Source organism: Vibrio sp. Vb0888 (genome assembly GCF_033338835.1).
In the GTDB taxonomy this organism is placed as follows: domain Bacteria; phylum Pseudomonadota; class Gammaproteobacteria; order Enterobacterales; family Vibrionaceae; genus Vibrio; species Vibrio alginolyticus.
This window is the reverse complement of sequence record NZ_JAWOTL010000001.1, coordinates 398,721-421,140: the sequence shown is the minus strand read 5'-3', so window position 1 is coordinate 421,140 and position 22,420 is coordinate 398,721. Positions and strand designations below refer to the sequence as shown.

At 47.5% G+C, this 22,420-nt stretch carries 21 protein-coding genes; 10 read left to right on the top strand and 11 right to left on the bottom strand.

Annotated features, from left to right (window positions below):
• Positions 1 to 125 precede the first annotated feature (125 nt).
• A complete protein-coding gene (locus R7P72_RS01865) occupies positions 126 to 881 on the top strand; it encodes a PhzF family phenazine biosynthesis protein (RefSeq protein ID WP_213907004.1) in 756 nt (251 codons plus the stop codon).
• A 69-nt stretch (positions 882 to 950) separates the two neighbouring features.
• Here R7P72_RS01865 and R7P72_RS01860 read toward each other — a convergent pair whose 3' ends face one another.
• From R7P72_RS01860 to R7P72_RS01850, 3 genes are read right to left on the bottom strand one after another with little or no spacing between them, the layout of a single operon-like run.
• Entirely contained in the window at positions 951 to 1,079 is a 129-nt protein-coding gene (locus tag R7P72_RS01860) for a DUF2474 domain-containing protein (RefSeq protein ID WP_005373267.1), read from the bottom strand.
• A gap of 20 nt (positions 1,080 to 1,099) precedes the next feature.
• A complete protein-coding gene (cydB, locus tag R7P72_RS01855) occupies positions 1,100 to 2,107 on the bottom strand; it encodes a cytochrome d ubiquinol oxidase subunit II (RefSeq protein ID WP_005373265.1) in 1,008 nt (335 codons plus the stop codon).
• Between the two features lie 28 nt (positions 2,108 to 2,135).
• Entirely contained in the window at positions 2,136 to 3,500 is a 1,365-nt protein-coding gene (locus R7P72_RS01850; RefSeq protein WP_005373264.1) for a cytochrome ubiquinol oxidase subunit I, read from the bottom strand.
• A gap of 136 nt (positions 3,501 to 3,636) precedes the next feature.
• Between R7P72_RS01850 and R7P72_RS01845 the strand changes: the two genes are divergently transcribed.
• Positions 3,637 to 5,070, top strand: coding sequence for a PLP-dependent aminotransferase family protein (locus R7P72_RS01845; RefSeq protein WP_005373261.1), 1,434 nt, complete (start codon positions 3,637 to 3,639; stop codon positions 5,068 to 5,070).
• Between the two features lie 9 nt (positions 5,071 to 5,079).
• On the opposite strand, the gene R7P72_RS01840 is transcribed toward R7P72_RS01845, so the two are convergent.
• Positions 5,080 to 5,628 carry a sugar O-acetyltransferase gene (locus tag R7P72_RS01840; RefSeq protein WP_005373259.1) on the bottom strand — a complete coding sequence of 183 codons (549 nt, stop codon included), beginning with the start codon at positions 5,626 to 5,628 and terminating at the stop codon, positions 5,080 to 5,082.
• Positions 5,629 to 5,965: 337 nt separating this feature from the next.
• Between R7P72_RS01840 and R7P72_RS01835 the strand changes: the two genes are divergently transcribed.
• Positions 5,966 to 6,832, top strand: coding sequence for a mechanosensitive ion channel family protein (locus R7P72_RS01835; RefSeq protein ID WP_005373258.1), 867 nt, complete (start codon positions 5,966 to 5,968; stop codon positions 6,830 to 6,832).
• 98 nt (positions 6,833 to 6,930) lie between these two features.
• On the opposite strand, the gene R7P72_RS01830 is transcribed toward R7P72_RS01835, so the two are convergent.
• The 7 genes from R7P72_RS01830 to R7P72_RS01800 all read right to left on the bottom strand — a co-directional run bounded on the left by R7P72_RS01830 (position 6,931) and on the right by R7P72_RS01800 (position 14,560).
• A complete protein-coding gene (locus tag R7P72_RS01830; RefSeq protein ID WP_005373256.1) occupies positions 6,931 to 7,251 on the bottom strand; it encodes a DUF1840 domain-containing protein in 321 nt (106 codons plus the stop codon).
• A gap of 173 nt (positions 7,252 to 7,424) precedes the next feature.
• Positions 7,425 to 8,327 carry a hydroxymethylglutaryl-CoA lyase gene (locus R7P72_RS01825; protein WP_005373253.1) on the bottom strand — a complete coding sequence of 301 codons (903 nt, stop codon included), beginning with the start codon at positions 8,325 to 8,327 and terminating at the stop codon, positions 7,425 to 7,427.
• A complete protein-coding gene (locus R7P72_RS01820; RefSeq protein WP_005373251.1) occupies positions 8,308 to 10,356 on the bottom strand; it encodes an acetyl/propionyl/methylcrotonyl-CoA carboxylase subunit alpha in 2,049 nt (682 codons plus the stop codon). Before R7P72_RS01820 ends, R7P72_RS01825 begins: the two co-directional genes overlap by 20 nt.
• A complete protein-coding gene (locus R7P72_RS01815; RefSeq protein ID WP_005373249.1) occupies positions 10,349 to 11,131 on the bottom strand; it encodes an enoyl-CoA hydratase-related protein in 783 nt (260 codons plus the stop codon). Before R7P72_RS01815 ends, R7P72_RS01820 begins: the two co-directional genes overlap by 8 nt.
• Before the next feature lie 104 nt (positions 11,132 to 11,235).
• Positions 11,236 to 12,843 (bottom strand): carboxyl transferase domain-containing protein, encoded by a 1,608-nt coding sequence (locus R7P72_RS01810; protein ID WP_005373247.1) that lies wholly within the window; start codon positions 12,841 to 12,843, stop codon positions 11,236 to 11,238.
• A 115-nt stretch (positions 12,844 to 12,958) separates the two neighbouring features.
• Entirely contained in the window at positions 12,959 to 14,128 is a 1,170-nt protein-coding gene (locus R7P72_RS01805; protein WP_005373245.1) for an isovaleryl-CoA dehydrogenase, read from the bottom strand.
• 45 nt (positions 14,129 to 14,173) lie between these two features.
• Complete coding sequence (locus tag R7P72_RS01800; RefSeq protein WP_005373242.1) at positions 14,174 to 14,560, bottom strand: MerR family transcriptional regulator; 387 nt, start codon at positions 14,558 to 14,560, stop codon at positions 14,174 to 14,176.
• A 209-nt stretch (positions 14,561 to 14,769) separates the two neighbouring features.
• On the opposite strand from R7P72_RS01800, the gene R7P72_RS01795 reads away from it, so the two are divergent.
• From R7P72_RS01795 to R7P72_RS01765, 7 genes are all read left to right on the top strand, one after another.
• Positions 14,770 to 15,948, top strand: coding sequence for a thiolase family protein (locus tag R7P72_RS01795; protein WP_005373232.1), 1,179 nt, complete (start codon positions 14,770 to 14,772; stop codon positions 15,946 to 15,948).
• A 70-nt stretch (positions 15,949 to 16,018) separates the two neighbouring features.
• On the top strand, positions 16,019 to 17,512 hold the full coding sequence (locus R7P72_RS01790) for a CoA-acylating methylmalonate-semialdehyde dehydrogenase (RefSeq protein ID WP_005373229.1): 1,494 nt from the start codon (positions 16,019 to 16,021) through the stop codon (positions 17,510 to 17,512).
• Between the two features lie 93 nt (positions 17,513 to 17,605).
• Entirely contained in the window at positions 17,606 to 18,760 is a 1,155-nt protein-coding gene (locus R7P72_RS01785) for an acyl-CoA dehydrogenase family protein (RefSeq protein WP_005373226.1), read from the top strand.
• A gap of 49 nt (positions 18,761 to 18,809) precedes the next feature.
• A complete protein-coding gene (locus tag R7P72_RS01780) occupies positions 18,810 to 19,586 on the top strand; it encodes an enoyl-CoA hydratase (RefSeq protein ID WP_005373224.1) in 777 nt (258 codons plus the stop codon).
• Between the two features lie 10 nt (positions 19,587 to 19,596).
• Complete coding sequence (locus R7P72_RS01775) at positions 19,597 to 20,727, top strand: enoyl-CoA hydratase/isomerase family protein (RefSeq protein WP_005373222.1); 1,131 nt, start codon at positions 19,597 to 19,599, stop codon at positions 20,725 to 20,727.
• 19 nt (positions 20,728 to 20,746) lie between these two features.
• Positions 20,747 to 21,643, top strand: coding sequence for a 3-hydroxyisobutyrate dehydrogenase (gene mmsB, locus R7P72_RS01770; protein WP_213907005.1), 897 nt, complete (start codon positions 20,747 to 20,749; stop codon positions 21,641 to 21,643).
• A 9-nt stretch (positions 21,644 to 21,652) separates the two neighbouring features.
• Positions 21,653 to 22,411, top strand: coding sequence for an SDR family oxidoreductase (locus R7P72_RS01765; protein WP_005373217.1), 759 nt, complete (start codon positions 21,653 to 21,655; stop codon positions 22,409 to 22,411).
• The last annotated feature ends 9 nt before the right edge of the window (positions 22,412 to 22,420 follow it).

The following is a 22,420-nucleotide window of genomic DNA, read 5'->3' as shown; positions in this document are numbered from 1 at the left end:
TTGCGACTCTGTTGTCGTATATATTACCTACATCAAGTTGACTTGATAGCTGAACTCTCGTTTTTATCGAGATGATAATGACGAGGACCTTGATTTAATGCATGGTTAAACCGCAAGGGTGATGGATGATTAAAGCACAAATATATGATGTATTTTGTGATGAGTTAGCTCAAGGTAACCCATGTGGCGTTGTCGAACTAAATCACTGGCTGAGTGATTCTGAATTACTTCAAATCACTCATCAGGTCGCTCAACCTGTCACATCATTTGTGGTTCGGTCTGGCACTGACTACCACATTCGCTGGTTTAGCCTAGAAGGAGAGATCAACCTATGCGGACACGGAAGTTTGGGCGCAGGCGCTGCAATCATTTCCAACTATCATCAGAATGAGATCATTCTAAAAAGCCAGTATGGCCATATTACCGTTACTGGACTGGATGGAATGTACAGGATCGTGATGCCAAGTTGGCAAGCCAAGCCTCATGCCATCCCCTTGGATATTTCAGGTTTTTCCAATCGCCCCGTAGATGCTTTTACAACGCGTGATTTGGTTGTTGTTCTCGAGTCCGAAGATGATGTTGTTCTCTATCAACCTAACTTTGATGAGCTGATTAAAATTGATGAGTTTCATGCGGTCATCGTGACGGCTCAAAGTTCTGATAGTGGCTATGTGCTGCGTTACTTTGCACCTAAAATCGGTATTTCAGAAGATCTTGCCACAGGTTCGGCTCAGTGCTCATTGGCGCCTTATTGGTTTGAAAAGCTAGGCAAAGAAAAATTGACGGCTCGTCAGCTATCTCGTGCTGGTGGTTATTTTGAAGTGGCTCGCGGTTTAGAATCTACGATCGTATTGTCTGCACACGTGAAAAGTCGGACTTGAATGCAAACGCCTCTAGCTCTTACACAAGATCTAGAGGCATCCATTTTTTATTGACTTAAAAGTGCCGAGCTAAGATTTTAACCCGGCAGCGGTCATCATGACGCGAAATAACATAGACACTAACCCTAATGCAGCGACGCTAACGACCCAAATTCCAACCATCCAAGCCCATTGGCGGCACCAATTTTTGATTTTCATACTCACTCCTTATCAACTCGTTAATGGTACGCTTCGCCTTCTTTTACTTTTCCGGAGAAGACGTAGTAACTCCAAAAGGTGTAAGCCAGAATGATCGGGATGATGATCACTGCTCCAACGAGCATAAAGCGCTGACTGCTTGCAGGAGCCGCTGCTTCCCATATTGATATGCTAGGAGGAATGATATTTGGCCAGATACTGATGCCAAGCCCAGCGAACCCGAGAATCACGATCACCAATGCCATCACGAAAGGGCTGCGCTCTTTACGCTTTTTAACGGAGTCGGCAATCTTCAAACATACCAGCCCAGTAATGACAGGTACGGGCAGTAAGTAGAACAAATTAGGCAGAGAAAACCATCTTTCCGCAATGGCAGGGTAAGCAAGTGGAGTCCAAGCGCTCACAATGACTAATGCGGAGATCATTGCCAGTAGTGTTTTGTTAGTGAAGCGGTACATCGTGTTTTGCAGTTCACCTTCCGTCTTCATGATGAGCCATGTGCTACCAAGCAGCGCGTACGTTGCGACTAAACCCAAACCACAAAAGATGGGAAAAGGGCTGAGCCAGTCGAGTTGGCTACCTACGAAGACGCGGTTTTCCACCGCAAAGCCTTGAATTACCGCGCCAACAACGATGCCTTGGAAAAACGTGGTTAAAATCGAGCCGACCATAAAAGAGCGATCCCAGAACTTTAAGTGGCTTTCCAATGCTTTAAAGCGAAACTCAAACGCGACGCCACGAAAGATCAAAGCAATCAACATCAACGTTAAAGGGATGGTTAGCGCTTCAATAATCACAGCGTAAGCCATCGGAAAAGCGCCAAATAGAGATGCGCCTCCAAGTACAATCCAAGTTTCGTTACCGTCCCAAACAGGTGCGACACTGTTGACCATGACGTCTTTTTGCTTTTCATCCTTGATGAAGGGCATCAGTACTCCAATACCCAAATCGAAGCCGTCCATGATGATGTACATCAAAGTGGCAAAAACGATGATCGCGAACCAAATCACGGATAAATCAAAATGCATATTTTCTACCTTCACTTTGTGACAAATTCTAAATGCGACCTGAAACGGTCGTCATGTCGTGCTCATCGTGTTCGATTGCATCGGGGCCTTTCTTGATTTGGTGGATCATGTAGTAATAACCAAAACCAAATACCAAGCTGTATACAACAAGGAAACACAGCAGGCTGATGCTCATTTGTAGGTCTCCGTGTGCAGAAACCGCATCACGCGTTTTTTGTACGCCATACACGACCCAAGGTTGCCGACCAACCTCTGTCGTAAACCAGCCAGCGAGTATTGCGATAAGACCAGATGGCCCCATAAACAATGAAAACTTGAGGAACCAACGCGAAGTATAAAGCGTGTTCTTTTTTCGTAACCATATGCTGTAGAAGCTCTGAAAAATCATCAGAAGTCCTAGCCCGACCATGATTCGAAATGACCAAAAGACGATAGGTGAGTTCGGTCGTTCCTCTTTCGGGAAGTCTTTCAGCGCCGGGATTGGCTCAGTTAAACTGTGGCGTAGGATCAAACTTCCTAAAACAGGAATTTCTAAGGCATAGTCTGTGCGTTCTTGTTCCATGTTTGGCATGCCGAACAATATCAATGGGGTTGGTTTGCCATCGCTGTTATCCCAATGTCCTTCGATGGCAGCGATTTTGGCGGGCTGGTGTTCCAGAGTGTTTAGCCCGTGCACATCGCCAATCACGGCTTGGAGTGGCGCAAGGAACACTAAGATCCCGAGCGACATCGAAAACATGGTTTTTACCGCAGTCGATTGATTGCCTCTCAATAAATGCCAAGCGGCTGACGCGCCTACAAAGAGTGCTGAACTGACGAAAGCCGCGACGCTCATGTGCGCCAAACGATAAGGAAATGAAGGATTGAAAACGATAGCAAACCAGTCGGTTGGCACCACACGTCCGTCGACAATTTCATAGCCTTGTGGCGTTTGCATCCAACTGTTGGAGGCGAGAATCCAGAACGTCGAAATGATCGTTCCTAACGCCACCATCGAGGTTGCAAAAAAGTGCAGCTTTTCGCCGACGCGACGCCACCCAAACAGCATTACGCCAAGAAATCCGGCTTCGAGAAAGAAAGCCGTTAACACTTCATAAGTCAGTAATGGGCCTGTGATAGAACCAGCGAAGTCGGAGAAACCACTCCAGTTGGTGCCGAATTGATAGGCCATGACAAGACCAGATACAACACCCATTCCAAAGTTAACCGCAAAAATTTTCGACCAGAAGTGATAGAGCTTTTGGTAATCGGGATTACGTGTTTTTAGCCATAAGCCTTCCAGCACGGCGAGATAGGTGGCCAAACCTATGGTGATAGCGGGGAAAATAATATGAAAGGATACCGTAAAGGCGAACTGTATCCGTGCAAGCATAAATGCGTCGAGGCCAAACATTAAACTTCCTTTGATCTTTTAAGTTTTATGAGAGAGCTATTTTAAAAGGAGCGGAATGAGGGAAGTAGGTACAGACAGTGACTATAAACCTATAACAGATTAAATATTGAAGTGTTATTATTTTGAATTCGGCTTTATGGAAGGGGATTTGCGTTTGGCGAAGTATCAAGAGTTAGTGGAACAGCTTAAAAGGCAGATAAAATCGGGGATATGGCATCCGGGTGACAAGCTGCCTTCGCTGCGTCGCCAATCTGAACACTCGGGTTTGAGCTTGATGACGGTGTTGCACGCGTATCAAATTCTGGAATCTCAAGGCTGGGTAACGTCACAGCCGCGATCTGGTTATCGAGTCGCGCCCAATATTAAGAGTTCAAATGAACCCCAAGCGCCAGCCGCGGTTTCGTGGACAGAGCAGGTAGACATCAATGAGTTTATCTTTGATGTTCTGCAGGCGAGCAAAAATCCATCCATGATCAATTTTGGCTTTGCCTATCCAGACCCAAGTTTGTATCCACGCTATCACGTGAATCGGGCGATGAGCGCAGCCGCTCGCAATATGCCGATTTCCACCACCTTTGATAACTTACCGCCGGGAAATGAACAATTACGCACCATCATCGCGAAGCGTTATGCTGCGAAAGGCATTGAAATTTCACCCGATGAAATTGTCATTACGGCAGGCGCGCTGGAGGCGTTAACGCTCAGTTTGCAAGCTTGTACAAGACCGGGAGATTGGGTGGTTGTGGAGTCGCCTGCATTCTATGGCGCTTTGCAATCCTTAGAGCGGTTAGGTTTGAAAGCGCTCTCAGTAAGAACAGACCCAGTCACGGGCATTGACCTAGACTCATTGGAACGAGCGCTGCAAACACACGATGTGAAAGCATGTTGGCTGATGTCGAACTTCCAGAATCCTCTGGGTTTTACGCTTTCCAACGAGAAAAAACAAAAGCTGATTGAACTGACACAGCGATATAACGTGCCAGTAATTGAAGATGATGTGTACAGCGAACTGCATGCCGAGAATGACTCGGTTTACCCACTAAGAATGTTTGATGACACGGGTAATACCATGTTGTGCTCCTCGTTTTCAAAATCATTAATCGCAGGGCTACGTATTGGTTGGGTTGCGGCGGGAAAGCGGGCGCTAGAGGTACAAAAGTTACAGCTAATGAGTACATTAGCGACGAGTGCACCAGTGCAAATGACATTGGTGCACTATTTAACAAGCCGCAATTATGAATCGCATTTGAAGCAGTTACGGAAAAAGCTGTTTGAACGTAAAAGTAAGATGACGGTTCTGCTTAGTGAGCTGTTACCTGAAGCAGTCAAAGTGTTAAGCCAAAGCGGTGGGTACTTTATTTGGTTAGAGCTCCCCAAGCATATTGATGCCTTGCCGATATATCGAGAAGCACTAAAAGGTAATATCAGCATCGCACCGGGAAAGATGTTCAGCCTGACAGAACAATACGATCACTGTATTCGTCTTAACGCTTCTTTTGAGCTCAATGACAAATATGTTCATGCTCTCAATCTGCTCGCTAATATTATTCGCGATCATTTGGCGAAATAGCGACTTTCTTCAGTTTTTTGGTTTAATGGAGCGCGCCGGATTTCCAACAACTCGATCGCCCGGCGCAACGTCTTTGGTTACGACAGAGCCAGCGCCGACGACGGCCTCATCACCAATGGTCACGCCTGGCAGTATGATAGCGCCCCCACCAATCCAAACGTTATTGCCGATTTTTACCGGTTTGGCGATCTCATCTCCGGCTAAGCGTCTTTGCGTATCGAGTGAATGAGCGGCTGTGTAAATTTGCACTCTAGGCCCAATCATGACGTTCGCGCCAACCTCAACCTGTCCATTGTCCAGAATAATGGCATCCCAGTTGATGTAGGTGTTTTCTCCGATGGACAAGTGACAACCGTAGGTAAGTTGTAGCGGTGGCTCTATACAGGCGCTATTTTTTAATTGGACGCCCATTTCCGCCAATAGCTGTCTACGGATATCTGGGTTTGGTTCGTGGTTAAACTGGAAGACAAGCTGCGCAGTTTTGGCGCGCATTAGCTTTAGTTCTTCATCCAGACAATTATAGGTTTCTCCAGAGCGCATCCGAGTCAGTTCTGACATAACAATCATTCCATCAATATAAATTGCAATAAGGTGCATAATAATAAGTGAGAGTGATTCGAAGTGAAAATTTTACGCTTAAAAATCAGAAAGTTATCACTGATTTGCCTTGCGTATCCAGTTGGTTGATTGGCTCGTTTAGTTCACAAAGACGTGCTCCCTAAATGGCTTAATCGGTTGAAGCCAAAGTGGGAAACCACTCGAAGCGTTTTACGTAGATTACAATATAGTTAATAAGAAGAACTTAGTTGAGCCGCTTGCGCTATCGATTGACCTAAAAATTTAAGACTTATGCGCTCTGGCTTGCTGGCAACGATGAATCAAGAGTGAACACTTTATGTTCGAACGGGTCATTTCATTTTTAGAAACAACGCTGTTTACCTTTAACGAACAACCTATCACGTTATGGGCGATATTGATGGTGCCGACATGGGTGATTGTCGCTTTATGGTTATCAAAAATTTTGATCAAAACCGTTACGTCAAGAATGTCCTCATCGGGGAAAGACCCAAACGTGATTCATTTGGTTAAACGGATATTATTTGTCATCGCTCTCGCCATTATTTTTATGACCACACTTTCGATGATCAATGTGCCAATTACCGCGTTTGCCTTTCTGTCTGGTGCCATCGCTATCGGCTTCGGTTTTGGTGCGCAAAACATCATTAACAACTTCATAAGTGGCTGGATTTTGATTGGTGAAAAGCCAATTCGAATTGGGGACTTTTTAGAGGTTGAGGGCGCCAAAGGCACTGTCGAGCAAATAAATACACGTTCAACGAGAATCAGACGAACCGATGGTGTTCATATGCTCATACCCAACAGTCAGTTGATTGAGAACGTGGTGATCAACTGGACGTTATGCGACAGATTAGTTCGTGGCTCGGTCGTCGTCGGCGTCGCGTATGGGAGCGATGTCAAACAGGTTGCTGCCTTAATGGCGGAAGTGACTTCGCAGCAAGCGCAAGTTCTGAGTTCGCCAGCGCCAGATGTGTTTTTTCAAGACTTTGGTGACAATGCTTTGATCTTCGAATCTTATTTTTGGATTAACTCAACGGTTGAGGGCGGTATTCGCTCGGTCGCAAGTGCCATGCGTTTTGAAATCTACGAAGCTTTCGAAAAGCACGGCATTGAAATCGCGTTTCCACAACGAGATGTGCACATTGATGGGCAAATCAAGTTGTCTAGGGAGAGAAACGGATAGGGCGATAAGCGGTATTGGTGTTCTTATCTTGGTGTCGAGTAACCATAGCGAGGCGGTCACAACACGGATTCACCTCGCTAGAAACCAGTTTGAAGGCGTTATTGGTTGTCCCACATGACTTCGCATTCTTCTTTGATTGCTGATTTTAGCAACTCAATCAGTGGAAACGCTCTGCGTCCTAGGCTTACCGCGGGCTCTGCTTGTTCTTCCTCTTCGTCTACATCAGTAGGGAGGTTTTCTTCAGCTGCATTTTTCGCAGATAGAGCAGAAGTTAATCTTGATAACGCGTCAGGAACATCTTGAGCGGAAATTGATCCCGGCACCGTGCCGCTGTGACCCATCATTTTGAGCATATCTAATGCAATATCACCAAACATTGTGACGTTTGAGTGGCTTCGACAACGAAATGTTATGAGCATTTACCTGATCCTGTTTTATATGTTCGCTTTGAAACTAAATTGTAGCTGAAATCAGGCACTAATTAATGTGATGAAGACCGTTGAGCGTTAAGGTTTTTATGAGTAACAATAAAAAACGGGCACGTACGTCTGCATGCCCGTTTAAATACATTACCTGATTGGTTGTTGATGATTTACAAGCTATACGGATCGCCCAGAGCTAATGCGACCCTAGAAGCAGGAGACTTTCCTAACGCACGGCAAATTTGCCAACCCGCTTCATTGATGACGCCAAGGTCAACGCCTGTTTCAATCCCAAGTTGCTCACACAGATAAAGTACATCTTCCGTTGCAACATTGCCACTGGCTCCTTTCGCGTAAGGGCAGCCGCCGAGCCCCGCTACTGCGCTATCAATGGTGTTGATGCCCATTAACAAGGCTTGGTAGATATTGGCTAATGCTTGTCCATAAGTGTCATGAAAATGTACTGCGAGCGCGTCTTTTGGCAGTAGCGTTAACAACGAATCCAGCATGGCGATAACGCGATTAGGCGTTGCTTTACCGACAGTATCACCGAGCGAAATCTCATAACATCCCATATCAAACAACGTATTGGCGACCTTGGTAGTTTGCTCTGGCTTTATTACTCCCTCATATGGACACACCATGGTACAAGACAAGTACCCGCGTACAGGAATGTTGTGCTGGTTCGCCAATTCGATAACGGGTTCAAATCGAGCGAGACTTTCGGTAATGCTGCAGTTGATGTTCTTCTGGCTGAACGTTTCTGAAGCGGAGCCAAACACCGCAATTCGCTTTACACCGCTTTCCAGCGCACGTTCTAACCCTGCGAGATTTGGTGTGAGCGCGCTATAAACCACTTCAGGCTTTTTTGAGATACCAGCAAACACCTGATCGGAATCGGCCATTTGAGGCACCCACCTTGGAGAGACGAAAGATCCCGCCTCAATATGCTTTAAGCCACTGCTGCTTAGTTGGTTAATCAAACGGATTTTATCAACCAGCGTCACTGACGTTTCATTTTGCAGACCATCACGAGCGCCGACTTCGACGATATTAACCTTCGCTGGTAGCATATTCGCGCTCCTTATCTTCACTGACGTTATCCGATATCAAAGCCAAATTCAGCAGGATGGAACCGTGCTGTACTTGGTCCCCGTGCTGATAAAACAATTCGTCGACTTTTGCTGCTACCGGAGCCGTGATGGTGTATTCCATTTTCATTGCTTCGAGTACCAAAAGCGGATCGCCCGCCGCCACTTCGTCACCTTTAGCCACCATAACTGCTGAAATTATGCCGTTGAGTGGTGCGGTTGGACTTAGTTCATCATCTACATCTTTTGCAGAGTCAAAGTTAGGTTGATGAGCGAACGTGCGCTGCTGACCAAGATAAAATAGTGTTGTTCTTTGTTCATCGCTAAGTGCATTAAAGGTGTAACGCACATTATCAATATCGACGATAAACTGGTTGTCACTTTCAAGCAGGATGACCTGATGCAGATCCTCGCCGCATCGGACAGTGAAGTGAGATCCTGTATCTTGCGATGATTGTTGCAAACGTGCCTGATGGTTGGCATTGGCATCCGTGAAGTTAAATCGGTAAACGTTGTCAACTGACAGTCTAAAACCTCGTTTGGTTGGCGCGGGTAACGTTGAGCTGTCTGATTTTGAAATGAGATCATTCCAACGAGCAACCGCCGCCAATGTAAGCCAGATTGAATCCGAGACGTCTTGCTGCTCATTTATGCCTTGTTGATGTCTTACGAGGAAACCTGTATCGAGCTCAATCTCGGCAAAGGCTGGCTGCGAAATAATACTGTGCAGATAACCAATGTTTGTCGTTACGCCACGTACGTGATATTGAGTTAACGCCTGCTTAATCTGCTTTAGAGCGATATCACGAGTTTGCCCCCAGACGATCAGCTTGCTGATCATTGGATCGTAATATTCGCTGATGCTATCGCCTTGGGTAACACCACTATCAACGCGTACGCACGCTAGGCGCACACTACTGTCTGATACGGGTTCTTTTAAGTAATCAATGCGGCCAGTCGACGGCATAAAGTCATTGTCTGTATCTTCTGCGTAAATTCGCAGCTCAATTGAATGACCGTTGTGGGTGATTTCCGATTGCGAAATAGGTAAATGCTCGCCAGCTGCGACTTTGAATTGCCACTCCACCAAATCAACGCCGGTGATCAATTCAGTGACAGGGTGTTCAACTTGCAGACGGGTATTCATCTCCATGAAGTAGAATTGACCTCGGCTATCGAGTAAGAACTCCACCGTGCCAGCGCCAACATAGTCGATCGCTTGAGCGGCCTGAACCGCAGCTTCACCCATTTGTTTACGCAGTTCATCACTAAGACCGGGAGCTGGTGCTTCTTCGACTACTTTTTGGTGACGACGCTGAATGGAACAATCGCGATCAGAAAGATAGACACAGTTGCCACGCTGGTCTGCGAATACCTGAACTTCCACGTGGCGAGGCTGCAATATGCATTTTTCGATTAGAAGCTGCTTATCGCCAAAGCTTGAAAGTGCTTCACGCTGCGCTCCGTCGATAGCCAGCGGCATTTCGGCTGCGCTGTTGACCACTCGCATGCCTTTGCCGCCGCCACCTTGTGTTGCTTTAAGCATCACTGGGTAACCGATTTTTTCAGCTTCCGCTAATAAGTGCTCTACGCTGTTGTCTGTGCCGTGATAGCCGGGAACCAAGGGCACGTTCGCCTCAGACATGATGGCTTTGGCTTGCGACTTCGAACCCATTGCTTCAATTGCGCTGGTGGGAGGGCCAATAAAAACAATGCCATTTTCGCTGCACGCTTTCGCCAGTTTAGGGTTCTCGGAAAGAAAACCATACCCAGGGTGGATAGCATCGGCTTGCCATTTTTTCGCAGCGCCGATAATTGCATCGATATCGAGATACGATTCACTCGCAGGAGCGGGGCCAATGAATTCAGCGAAATCCGCTTGTTTAACATGTAAGCTGCTGCGATCCGCTTCGGAATAGACGGCAACCGTCTCTATAGCCATGCTTTTTGCGGTTTTAATGATTCGGCAGGCAATTTCACCGCGGTTTGCGATCAGTATTCTTTTAAACATGATTCCTCCAATTGGCGGCGCGCTTTTCAAAAAATGCACTCAGTCCTTCTTGTCCTTCTTCGGACACGCGGGCGGTTGCAATAGCTTGGCTGGTGTATTCAATTAATGAATGCTCGATAGGTTGATTGTCACAACGTAAGCAGAGCGTTTTTGCTGCCTGCATGGCTTGTGGACCGTTGTTAAGCAGGTGATCAATGGTGCGATTGACGGCTTCACGTGGTTGAGAGTCTATCTGATGAAGAATACTCATCGATAGTGCGGTTTCGGCATCAATCAGTTCCGCGGTTAAAAAGTAGCGTCGGCTTTGTCGTTGTCCAATCGCTCGAATGACGTAGGGTCCGATTGTCGCGGGTAACAAACCGAGTTTCACTTCACTCAAACAGAAGCGGCTTTCAGGTGTACCGATAGCGATATCGCAGCAGCAGATAAGCCCAAGTGCGCCGCCAAATGCAGCGCCATGCACCATAGCAATGGTTGGTTTGCTAAAGGTATCCAGTTTGTGCAAGAGCAACGCTAACTGCTGTGCATCTTGCAGATTTTCCCCCTCGGTTTTGGTGGCCATTGACTGCATCCAGCCAAGATCCGCACCCGCAGAAAAGTGTTTACCTTGCGCCGTTAGTACCAATGCACGTAGAGAGTTGTCTCTCTCAAGTTTTTCCAAGGTGTCGATAAGTGAAGCAATTAATTCATCATTAAACGCGTTGTGTTTCTCTGGTCGATTGAGGCTCAACCAAGCAACGCCATTGCTGTCTTTTTCAAGCAGTAGTCCGGTCATGTGACTTCCTTTGTCTGACATTTCAGTCTGTATTTCAATGCTCGCTAACCATTACTTTTTAAACATCGGTATTCGCGAGGAGTTAAGGTTTGCCTTGCATCCGGCTACATGCGGAAGATGCCAAATTTACTGTCTGGTATTGGCGCATTAAGCGCAGCAGACAGAGCAATGCCGACAACATCACGGGTTTTCGCAGGGTCAATAATGCCGTCGTCCCACAGGCGTGCACTGGCGTAGTATGCATGGCTTTGAGTCTGATATTGCTCCGCAATTGGACGTTTGAACGCTTCTTCTTCCTCTACGCTCCAGCTTTCACCTTTGCGAGTTTTGATATCGCGGGTCACTTGCGCCATCACGCCAGCCGCTTGCTCTCCACCCATGACGGAGATGCGCGCGTTTGGCCACATCCACATCATGGTTGGATCATAAGCGCGGCCACACATGCCGTAGTTTCCTGCGCCATACGATCCACCAATAACCACGGTAAACTTCGGCACGTCTGCACACGCAACAGCAGTTACCATTTTCGCACCATGTTTGGCGATGCCTTCGGCTTCGTACTTCTGACCGACCATAAAGCCCGTGATGTTCTGCAAGAAGAGCAGAGGAATTTTGCGTTGTGCGCACAGCTCAATAAAATGCGCGCCTTTTTGTGCTGATTCCGAAAATAGAATGCCGTTGTTAGCGACAATGCCAATCGGCATACCGTGAATATGGGCAAAGCCACAGACCAAGGTTTCGCCGAACAAGGCTTTAAATTCATCGAACTGGGAATCATCAACAATTCGGGCAATGACCTCTTTAACATCAAACGGCTTTTTGAGATCGGTCCCGACGATGCCGTACAGCTCTTGGGCAGGAAAATGTGGTTCCTGTGGTGCTTTTTGCTTGAGTTGAACGGGTTTCAAGTGGTTAATTTGAGAAACGGCTTGTCTTGCCAACTCTAACGCGTGGTGATCATTTTCTGCGTAATAGTCCGCCACACCAGAGGTGCGACAATGAACGTCTGCGCCACCAAGATCTTCCGCACTGACTTCTTCACCTGTCGCTGCTTTTACAAGAGGTGGACCTGCCAAAAAAATCGTGCCTTGTTCTTTGACTATGATGGATACGTCGCACATGGCAGGGACATAAGCGCCGCCAGCGGTACATAGCCCCATGACCACCGCAATTTGTGGAATGCCTTTGGCCGACATACGGGCTTGGTTGTAGAAAATACGGCCAAAATGGTCTTTATCTGGGAAGACTTCATCTTGGCGGGGGAGGTTAGCACCGCCAGAGTCGACTAAGTAAACACACGGCAGTTGGCATTTTTCTGCAATTTCTTGTGCTCTTAAGTGCTTTTTCACGGTGAGTGGGTAGTAACTGCCGCCTTTTACCGTCACGTCGTTCGCGACGATCATGCACTCAGTGCCGTCAATCACACCCACACCTGCAACCACTCCAGCACATGGAACGTAATCTGGATACACATCCCAGCCAGCAAATTGACCAATTTCTAGAAAGGACGAACCAGGGTCGAGTAGGGCAAGAATGCGCTCACGTACCGGAAGTTTGCCTTTCTTCTGCTGATGCTCGCGGGCTTTCTCACCGCCACCATCTTCTATTTGGGCAGTCACGGTATAAAGTTGATCTACAAGTGAAGCCATAGAGCGGTAGTTTTCCTGATACTGCTCTGAATGGGTATTAATATTGGTCGTCAAACAAGCCATAAATAGCCGATCTCCATTCGGTAGACGGGTGTCACCACCCGTCTTTATTTAGGTTGAATAAGATTTAGATTGAATAAGGAAGTTGTTTCGAGTTCGAACCGCCTAGGTATGATGATTAGGCGCTTTCGTTAAACAATTCGCGACCAATAAGCATGCGGCGAATTTCTGACGTGCCCGCACCGATTTCATACAGCTTGGCATCTCGCAACAAACGGCCCGTATCAAACTCGTTGATGTAGCCGTTACCGCCAAGTAGTTGAATCGCATCCAGTGCCATCTTGGTTGCCAGCTCTGCGCTGTAGAGGATCGCGCCAGCAGAATCTTTACGTGTGGTTTCACCGCGATCACAAGCGGCAGCGACGGCGTAAACATACGCTTTAGCGGCATTCATTTGTGTGTACATATCCGCGATTTTTGCTTGAACTAGCTGGAATTCACCGATGGATTTACCGAACTGTTTACGGTCGTGAATGTAAGGCACAACGATATCCATACACGCCTGCATGATGCCAAGTGGGCCGCCTGCAAGCACCACACGTTCGTAGTCGAGGCCGCTCATCAATACTTTCACGCCTTGGTTTTCTTCGCCGAGAATATTCTCCGCAGGGACCTCGCAGTTTTGGAAGACCAGCTCACACGTATTCGAGCCGCGCATGCCCAACTTGTCGAGTTTTTGTGCTTGAGTAAATCCAGGGAATCCGCGTTCCACAATAAACGCCGTGATGCCTTTGGAGTGCTGGCTTGGGTCGGTTTTTGCGTAGACAACATAGGTGTGTGCATCAGGGCCGTTGGTGATCCACATTTTGTTGCCATTTAATAGGAAAATATCGCCTTTACGTTCGGCTTTAAGCTGCATAGAGACCACATCAGAGCCGGCGCCGGGTTCACTCATAGCAAGGGCGCCGATATGTTCACCGGAGATGAGCTTAGGTAGGTATTTCTCTTTTTGCGCTTGTGTGCCGTTACGGTGGATTTGGTTGACGCAAAGGTTGGAGTGAGCGCCGTAACTTAACGCAACCGAAGCGGATGCTCGGCTTATTTCTTCCATAGCGATAACGTGGGCGAGATAGCCCATGCCTGCACCACCAAACTCTTCGCTGGTGGTCACACCTAAAAGACCCATGTCACCTAATTTGGACCAAAGATGGTTTGGAAAGTCGTTAGTTTGGTCGATAGATTGCGCTAGCGGCGCAATTTCTCTTGCAGCAAAACTATTGATTTGCTCGCGAAGCAAATCGGTATTTTCGTCATAAACAAAGTTCAGGGAAGAGTAGGTAGATTTCATTGCGTGTCCTTGCCTTTACGTCACCTACATCCCAGAGTTGAGGTGTTAGGTGACTTTTTCGCCTTTCATGGATCTCAGTGTGTTTTGGCATCGCAACTGCGCAGCATTTAACTCCATCATTACCGCTTGAATGTCGTTTGCTTGCTGTTGCAATGCTGCCTTCTTCTCTTCGATCAACCGAATCATATAGTTCAACTGCTCAGTACTTTGATCGGTATCGTAGAGTTCAAATAACTCTTTGATATCTGCAAGAGAAAAGCCCAATCGCTTACCTCGCAAAATCAGTTTTAGTCGAATTCGATCGCGACCATTGTAGATTCGAGTGTTGCCTTTACGTTCTGGAGTTAGGAGACCTAAATCTTCGTAGAAGCGAATGCTTCGAGTAGTAATGTCGAACTCTTTCGCGAGCTCGCTGATCTTAAATGTGTTCATTCCTTAACCTTACGACTTTCGTATAACATTCACATGAATATACAATTCGTTAACGTTAAAGTAAACAAACAACATCCACTCTTGAGCCTTGATATCACTCGCATTTACTCGAAATCAAAGAATCACTCGAACAAACAATAATCTCAAACTTGACGTTAACGTAAATGTTAGTATAGTTATGACGTAAACGTCAACAAAAGGTTAATGGAATGAAAAATGAAACATGGATTGTTGCCGCTAAGCGAACGCCTATCGGCTCTTTTCAAGGTGCATTAGCTTCAACAGATGTCACGGAACTCGGTGCGAAAGCCATTCAAGGGGCGCTAGCCGAAAGCCAACTCGATGTGCACAAAATAGACGAAGTGTTGATGGGATGCGTTTTAACCGCCGGTGTGGGGCAAGCGCCTGCAAGACAAGCAAGTCTTAAAGCTGAAATGCCACAATCGATTGGTTGTACGACACTGAACAAAGTTTGTGGTTCGGGTATGAAAACCGTCATGCTGGCATATGACCTTATTCAATCTGGCAATGCGCATGCTGTCATCGCTGGTGGCATGGAAAACATGTCGTCTTCTCCTTATCTATTAAAGAAAGCGCGTGATGGTTTCCGTTTAGGTCACGAGCAAGTGCTTGATCACATGTTTTATGACGGGTTGCAGGATGCCTACCAAGGCGAGCTGATGGGTGTCTTTGCAGAACAGACGGCGCAAAAGTATCAGTTTAGCCGTGAAAGTATGGATGCCTGGGCGCAGCAGTCGGTGACTCGTGCGCAGCAAGCAATCGAACAAGGTTTGTTCAAAGAAGAGATCGTGCCTGTTAACGTAAAAAGTCGGCGCGGCGAAACCTTGGTTGTAGATGATGAGCAACCGAGCAAACTCGACGTCACTAAAATTCCTACCTTACGCCCTGCGTTTGCCAAAGATGGCGGCGTAACCGCAGCAAACTCTAGTTCCATTTCGGATGGTGCGTCGGCAATGATCTTAGTCGATAGTGAGTTTGGTCGTCAGGAAAACCTTCAGCCTCTAGCCAAAATTGTCGCGTACAGCACGCATGCAAGACAGCCTGATGAGTTCACCATCGCACCAGTCTTCGCGATTGAATCGCTGCTGGAAAAAACGGGCTGGGACAAATCAGACGTGGAACTTTGGGAAATCAATGAAGCTTTTGCTGTCGTGACTCAATACGCGGTGAAAGCTCTCGAACTGGACGAGAGCAAAGTGAACCCTCGAGGAGGGGCTTGTGCGCTGGGGCATCCAATAGGCGCAAGTGGCAATCGAATCCTTGTCACTTTGATTCATGCGCTAAAACAAACTGGTGGTAAGCGTGGCGTTGCATCGCTTTGTATTGGCGGCGGCGAAGCTACCGCTATCGCGATTGAAATCTGCTAAATCACTCTCAACAAAGTTTCACTTACATAACAGTAGTCAGTAACAAGCTGAAAAATACAAGGATGTCATCATGACAGAACAAGTAAAGCAGTATATCGGTGGTGAATTTGCCATCTCCGATTCAAAACAATGGCTAGATGTAACTAACCCGGCAACCAACGAAGTGATTGCACAAGTACCTTGTGCCACGGAATCGGAAATGAATGCGGCGATTACCAGCGCAACAGAAACGTTCAAACGCTGGAAAGAAGTTGCAGCGCCGGAGCGTGCTAGATTGATGTTGCGTTACCAACATCTGCTAAAAGAGCAACACGATGAGTTGGCGATACTGCTTTCAAGTGAGACAGGCAAAACCCTCGCGGATGCAAAGGGTGACATTTGGCGCGGAATTGAAGTGGTAGAGCAAGCTGCAAACATTTGTAGCTCAATGATGGGCGAAACGGTTGAGAACGTCGCGACCAATATTGATGGTTACTCTTACATTCAACCGCTCGGCGTTTGTGCTGGCATTACACCGTTTAACTTCCCTGCGATGATCCCATTGTGGATGTTCCCGATGGCGATCGCTTGTGGCAACACCTTTATTTTGAAGCCGTCAGAGCAAGTGCCACTAACGGCAATGAAACTGGCGGAGCTGTTTGAACAAGCTGGCGCACCAAAAGGCGTATTGCAAGTTGTTCACGGGACCAAAGAGCAAGTCGACCGCATTCTGACTGATCCAGTTGTTCGTGCGATCTCTTTTGTTGGCTCTGTGCCCGTTGGTGAGTACATCTACAAAACAGGTACAGACAACCTGAAACGCGTGCAGTCATTTGCAGGTGCTAAGAACCACATGGTCATCATGCCGGATGCAAACAAACAGCAAGTCATCAATAACCTAGTTGGCGCGTCAGTTGGTGCTGCAGGCCAACGCTGTATGGCGATTTCGGTTGCCGTATTTGTCGGCGAAACCAAAGAATGGATTCCAGAGCTTAAAGAGGCGTTAGCTCAGGTTCAGCCTGGCGCGTGGGATGATGAAACCGCCGGTTATGGTCCACTGATTAGCCCTCAAGCGAAGCAGCGAGTGGTGAATCTGATTAATGAAGGCAAAGCGTCAGGCGCGAATTGTGTTCTGGACGGGACAGATTGCCAAGTACCTGGCTTCCCGAACGGTAACTGGGTGGGGCCAACACTGTTTACCAACGTGACCACAGACATGTCGATTTATCAGGAAGAAATTTTCGGGCCTGTACTGTTAACTATGGAAGTGGATGACCTAGATGAAGCGATTGAACTGATCAATGCAAACCGCTTTGGTAATGGTACGTCTATTTTCACGGCGAACGGCGCTGCCGCGAGAAAGTATCAACACAATATCGAAGTAGGTAACGTAGGCATCAACGTACCGATTCCGGTGCCATTGCCGTTCTTCTCGTTTACTGGGTGGAAAGGCAGCTTCTACGGCGACCTGCATGCTTACGGTAAACAAGCGGTTCGCTTCTACACCGAGACGAAAACTGTCACCGCGCGTTGGTTTGAAGATGACATTCCAAGCGGTCCAAACATGACCATTCAACTTAGCTAATTACTGGATTAGCGACACCTCTAGCCAAGCGCCACCGTTTAAGTGGGCTTGGCTCGGATACAAATGCAACGAATTAGACCTTAGGACTTCAAGATGGATTTTGAATTAAACGAAGATCAACTCGCGTTTGCCGAAGTAGCAAAGCAGTTTGCAGACCAAATGTTAGCGCCTCATGCGGCCGAGTGGGATGAAAACCATCATTTCCCTAAAGACGTACTGCGTCAAGCAGGTGAACTTGGTTTTCTGAGCATCTATACGCCGCCAGAGCATGGTGGCTTAGGGTTATCTCGTTTGGATGCGGCGATCATTTTCGAGCAGTTGGCTATGGGTTGTACCGCGACTACTGCGTTTATGACCATTCACAACATGGCGACGTGGATGATCACCAGCTTTGCCAAAGCCGAAGTGGCGCAGCAATTTAGCGCGGATCTAATTTCGGGTGAAAAGCTCGCTTCCTACTGTTTAACCGAACCTAATGCCGGCTCTGACGCCGCTTCTCTAACGACTAGCGCAGTGCGTGATGGCGATGAGTTTGTCCTCAATGGCGCAAAAGTGTTTATCTCGGGTGCCGGTGATACAGATGTATTGGTCGTGATGGCGCGTTCGTGTGGTGAAGGAGCGGGTGGCGTTTCTGCATTCGTTGTTCCTGCTGATTGCGAAGGCATTAGCTACGGTAAAAAAGAAGCCAAAATGGGTTGGAACTGCCAGCCAACTCGCATGATTACCTTCGAAAATGTCCGCATTCCGGCTGACTATCTGTTGGGTGAAGAGGGAGAAGGCTTTAAGTTCGCCATGCTTGGCCTTGATGGTGGTCGAATCAATATCGCTACTTGTTCCGTCGGTACTGCGCAACAAGCACTGAACGAAGCCAAGCAATATATGAACGAACGCAAACAGTTCGGCCGTTCACTGGCGCAATTTCAAGCGTTGCAGTTCAAGCTTGCTGATATGGCGACTGAGCTGGTCGCTGCGCGTCAAATGGTGCGACTCGCTGCCGCTAAACTCGATGCCCAGCACGCAGAAAAAAGTGCGTACTGTGCCATGGCAAAACGCTTTGCTACTGATGTGGGCTTTAAAGTCTGCGATCAGGCGCTGCAAATTCACGGTGGCTATGGCTACATAAAAGAATATCCAGTCGAGCGCCATTTCCGAGACGTTCGTGTTCACCAAATTCTTGAAGGTACCAACGAAATCATGCGTCTGATCGTCGCAAGACGATTACTAACGGAAGGCGTTGAGCTGCTTTAGTCAGCGAGACACAGCCTTACCTAAAGAAATTAAAAAGGACTGAAAGATTATGACGGCACAAATCAAATTAGAGCGCGAAGCGCATATTGCCAAGCTCACGATTAGTAACCCGCCAGCAAACACCTGGACGCTTGAATCTTTGAATCAGCTAAAAGAGTTGGCAATTGAACTTAGTAATGATCGCTCTATTTATGCGTTGGTTTTAACAGGCGAAGGCGAGAAATTCTTTTCTGCTGGAGCAGATCTTAATAACTTTGCATCGGGTGATAAATCACAAGCAGCAAACATGGCGTTCGCATTTGGTGAAGCGTTTGAAGCGCTTTCTGCATTCGATGGGGTTTCTATCGCAGCGATTAATGGTTACGCGATGGGCGGCGGTCTGGAAGTGGCGATGGCGTGTGACATTCGCATCGCAGAAGAACAAGTACAAATGGCACTTCCTGAAGCATCGGTAGGCTTGTTGCCGTGTGCGGGCGGGACGCAAAACCTGACCGCGTTGGTAGGTGAAGGTTGGGCGAAGCGTATGATCCTGTGTGGCGAGCGTGTGACGGCCGAGCGAGCGGAAAAAATTGGGTTAGTCGAAGAGGTGGTGGCGAAAGGTCAAGCACTCGAAGCGGCTATGGAGCTAGCACAGCGTGTTGCAGGTCAATCACCGAAATCTGTGTCTGCGTGCAAAACGCTAATTCAAGGTCGACGCAGCCAAACTCACGCAGCTGGATTGGTTTTAGAGCGTGAACTGTTTTTACAGCTGTTCAATACACACGATCAGACTGAGGGTGTGAATGCGTTCTTGCAAAAGCGCAAGCCACAATGGACAAACAGCTAGCGGAGGCCAAATGACAGGTACAGTAAATGTTTCAAAACTTAAGTGCGCTGATGGCTCTATTATTGGTGTGCTAGAGCTTGATAATCCAGCTGCTCTCAACGCGTTGAGTTACGTGATGATTGAGAAGTTGTACAAACAGCTTAGTGAATGGCAAACGGACGACAGCGTCGTCGCGGTATTCTTGCATGCTCAAGGTGAAAAAGCGTTTTGTGCTGGCGGAGATATTCAAGCGATCTATCGTGCACTTGAAAACAAAGAGCAAGATTTTGATTCTGCGTTTTCAGCGATGGAAACCTTCTTTGACCTCGAATATCGCTGTGATCATCTTATTCATACTTATCCAAAACCGATCATCGCGTGGGGACATGGTTATTTGATGGGCGGCGGTGTGGGCTTATTTATGGGTGCCAGCCATCGCGTTGCAGAAACGACCACACGCTTTGCAATGCCAGAGATTAAAATTGGCCTTTACCCAGATGTAGGTGCGACGTACTTCCTAAACCAGTTGCCAAAACATTTGGCACTGTTCTTAAGTTTGACTGCTTGTCAAATTAACGCAACAGATATGAAAGCGTTGGGGTTAAGCCAATGGATTGCACAGCCAGAAAACAAGCAAGTGCTGCTGGATCTGCTTGCATCGGTAAGTTGGAAAGGTGAAGCGAACATCAACGAAAAAATCGCCACTACGCTGCGTTCGGTACACGTGGACGAGCCAACCGAAGGGATGTTGATGCCCTATGCGGAATTGATTGAGCAGTTATGTTCGGGTGACTTAGCGTCAATTGTTGATGCAATCAGCCGTGCTAGCGTTGATAACAAGTGGTTCGTCAATGCGCAGAAGTCACTGAACTATGGCAGTCCGTTGTCGCTCAGTATCACTTATCAGCAGTTAACGCAGTATCAAAGCCTCTCTTTGAAAGCGTGTTTTGATATGGAATTTAACCTAACACTACGTTGTGGCTTAGAAGGTGATTTTAGAGAAGGGGTTCGTGCGCTGATTATTGATAAAACCAATCAACCGACTTGGCAACATCGCACGGTTTCTGACGTAACGCCACAAGTTTTGGAGCGCTTCTTCTCGCCAATTGACTCAGCAGAATACCCACTGACCGCATCGTCGGTAGCTATAGCGGCACTTTAGTACAAGGAAGAAATACGATATGGACAAAATTGCATTTATTGGCCTTGGTAACATGGGTGCGCCTATGGCTAAGAATCTACTCAAAGCGGGCTTGAATGTCGAAGTATTTGATTTGAACCCAAGCGCAGTTGAGGAGTTGGCCGCATTGGGCGCTTCAAGTGCCGATTCCGTTCAGCAGGCAGTACAAGGTGTGGAGGTGGTTGTCACTATGCTGCCAGCGAGCCAACACGTTCAAAGCGTTTATCTTGGTCAAGATGGCATCTTAGATAGCGTCGAATCAGGCACCTTGCTGATTGATTCATCCACCATCGATCCGGCGACTGCTCGTTTGGTTGGCGAAAAAGCATCGCAACTTGGTATCAGTTTTGTTGATGCACCAGTATCTGGTGGCGTTGCGGGCGCAGCAGCAGGTACGTTAACTTTCATTGTTGGCGGCTCACAAGAGAACTTTGTTCAAGCCAAAGCGGTGCTTAGCCACATGGGTAAAAACATCTTCCATGCGGGCGATGCTGGAGCTGGTCAGGTGGCGAAGATCTGCAATAACATGATGTTGGGCATTTTGATGAGCGGCACCTGTGAAGCACTCAATTTAGGGATGGAAAACGGACTCGATCCCAAAGTGCTTTCCGACATCATGTTGCAAAGTTCAGGGCGTAACTGGGCGCTAGAGCTTTATAACCCTTGTCCAGGTGTGATGGAAAATACGCCTGCAAGCAATGGTTATCAAGGCGGCTTTATGAGCCAGTTAATGGCTAAAGATCTGGGTCTTGCGATGGAAGCGGCGGTTGCCAGTCAAACATCAACGCCAATGGGCAGCTTGGCTCGTAATCTGTTTAATTTTCACAACGGTCAGGGCAACGGGCAAAAAGATTTTTCAAGCTTGTTTGAGTTCTATCAAAAGCAAAATCAGGCCTAAGGAGCGCTTATGGAGTTAGCAAATAAGGTCATTGCGATCACGGGGGCAGGGCAGGGGCTGGGTAAACAAATGGCACTGTCACTGGCGGAAAATGGCGTTCATCTTGCGCTTATCGACCTCAATTCAGATCAACTGGCTGAAACGAAAGCGGAATGTGAATCTCTCGGCGTTACCGCTCGTTTTTATGTGACGAACGTGACTGACGAACAGCAGGTGTGCACTGCTTTTGAGCAAATTGAGGCAGATTTCAAGCAGCTCAATGGCGTTATCAATAACGCAGGTATTATGCGTGATGGTATGTTCATTAAAGTCAAAGATGGTCAGGTTAACACGATGTCGCTGGAACAATTTCAGTCTGTTCTAGATGTGAATGTAACAGGCACTTTCCTGTGTGGCCGTGAAGCGAGCAAGGTAATGCTGAACACCGATAGCAAAGGGGTTCTGATCAACATATCCAGCGTTGCGCGTGCCGGGAATATTGGTCAAACCAACTATTCAGCATCTAAAGCGGCGGTAGCCACCATGGCAACGGTGTGGGCGAAAGAGTTAGGGCGTTTCGGAATTCGCTCAGTGGCGATTGCTCCGGGTGTCATCAAAACTGCCATGACAGACCAAATAAAACCTGAAGCGATGGAACGTTTAATCGGAATGATTCCGGTTGGACGTTTAGGTTTGGCGGATGAAATTTCATCGACCATAAAATACGTGTTAACCAACGAATTCGTGACCGGAAGAGTGTTCGAAGTCGATGGCGGAATGCGAATGTAACCCCTTCTG

What these genes read in the sequence shown, in the direction of transcription:
- R7P72_RS01865 (WP_213907004.1), top strand. Translation starts at nt 126, where the DNA reads ATGATTAAAGCACAAATATATGATGTATTTTGTGATGAGTTAGCTCAA.
- R7P72_RS01860 (WP_005373267.1), bottom strand. Translation starts at nt 1,079, where the DNA reads ATGAAAATCAAAAATTGGTGCCGCCAATGGGCTTGGATGGTTGGAATT.
- cydB (WP_005373265.1), bottom strand. Translation starts at nt 2,107, where the DNA reads ATGCATTTTGATTTATCCGTGATTTGGTTCGCGATCATCGTTTTTGCC.
- R7P72_RS01850 (WP_005373264.1), bottom strand. Translation starts at nt 3,500, where the DNA reads ATGTTTGGCCTCGACGCATTTATGCTTGCACGGATACAGTTCGCCTTT.
- R7P72_RS01845 (WP_005373261.1), top strand. Translation starts at nt 3,637, where the DNA reads ATGGAAGGGGATTTGCGTTTGGCGAAGTATCAAGAGTTAGTGGAACAG.
- R7P72_RS01840 (WP_005373259.1), bottom strand. Translation starts at nt 5,628, where the DNA reads ATGTCAGAACTGACTCGGATGCGCTCTGGAGAAACCTATAATTGTCTG.
- R7P72_RS01835 (WP_005373258.1), top strand. Translation starts at nt 5,966, where the DNA reads ATGTTCGAACGGGTCATTTCATTTTTAGAAACAACGCTGTTTACCTTT.
- R7P72_RS01830 (WP_005373256.1), bottom strand. Translation starts at nt 7,251, where the DNA reads ATGCTCATAACATTTCGTTGTCGAAGCCACTCAAACGTCACAATGTTT.
- R7P72_RS01825 (WP_005373253.1), bottom strand. Translation starts at nt 8,327, where the DNA reads ATGCTACCAGCGAAGGTTAATATCGTCGAAGTCGGCGCTCGTGATGGT.
- R7P72_RS01820 (WP_005373251.1), bottom strand. Translation starts at nt 10,356, where the DNA reads ATGTTTAAAAGAATACTGATCGCAAACCGCGGTGAAATTGCCTGCCGA.
- R7P72_RS01815 (WP_005373249.1), bottom strand. Translation starts at nt 11,131, where the DNA reads ATGACCGGACTACTGCTTGAAAAAGACAGCAATGGCGTTGCTTGGTTG.
- R7P72_RS01810 (WP_005373247.1), bottom strand. Translation starts at nt 12,843, where the DNA reads ATGGCTTGTTTGACGACCAATATTAATACCCATTCAGAGCAGTATCAG.
- R7P72_RS01805 (WP_005373245.1), bottom strand. Translation starts at nt 14,128, where the DNA reads ATGAAATCTACCTACTCTTCCCTGAACTTTGTTTATGACGAAAATACC.
- R7P72_RS01800 (WP_005373242.1), bottom strand. Translation starts at nt 14,560, where the DNA reads ATGAACACATTTAAGATCAGCGAGCTCGCGAAAGAGTTCGACATTACT.
- R7P72_RS01795 (WP_005373232.1), top strand. Translation starts at nt 14,770, where the DNA reads ATGAAAAATGAAACATGGATTGTTGCCGCTAAGCGAACGCCTATCGGC.
- R7P72_RS01790 (WP_005373229.1), top strand. Translation starts at nt 16,019, where the DNA reads ATGACAGAACAAGTAAAGCAGTATATCGGTGGTGAATTTGCCATCTCC.
- R7P72_RS01785 (WP_005373226.1), top strand. Translation starts at nt 17,606, where the DNA reads ATGGATTTTGAATTAAACGAAGATCAACTCGCGTTTGCCGAAGTAGCA.
- R7P72_RS01780 (WP_005373224.1), top strand. Translation starts at nt 18,810, where the DNA reads ATGACGGCACAAATCAAATTAGAGCGCGAAGCGCATATTGCCAAGCTC.
- R7P72_RS01775 (WP_005373222.1), top strand. Translation starts at nt 19,597, where the DNA reads ATGACAGGTACAGTAAATGTTTCAAAACTTAAGTGCGCTGATGGCTCT.
- mmsB (WP_213907005.1), top strand. Translation starts at nt 20,747, where the DNA reads ATGGACAAAATTGCATTTATTGGCCTTGGTAACATGGGTGCGCCTATG.
- R7P72_RS01765 (WP_005373217.1), top strand. Translation starts at nt 21,653, where the DNA reads ATGGAGTTAGCAAATAAGGTCATTGCGATCACGGGGGCAGGGCAGGGG.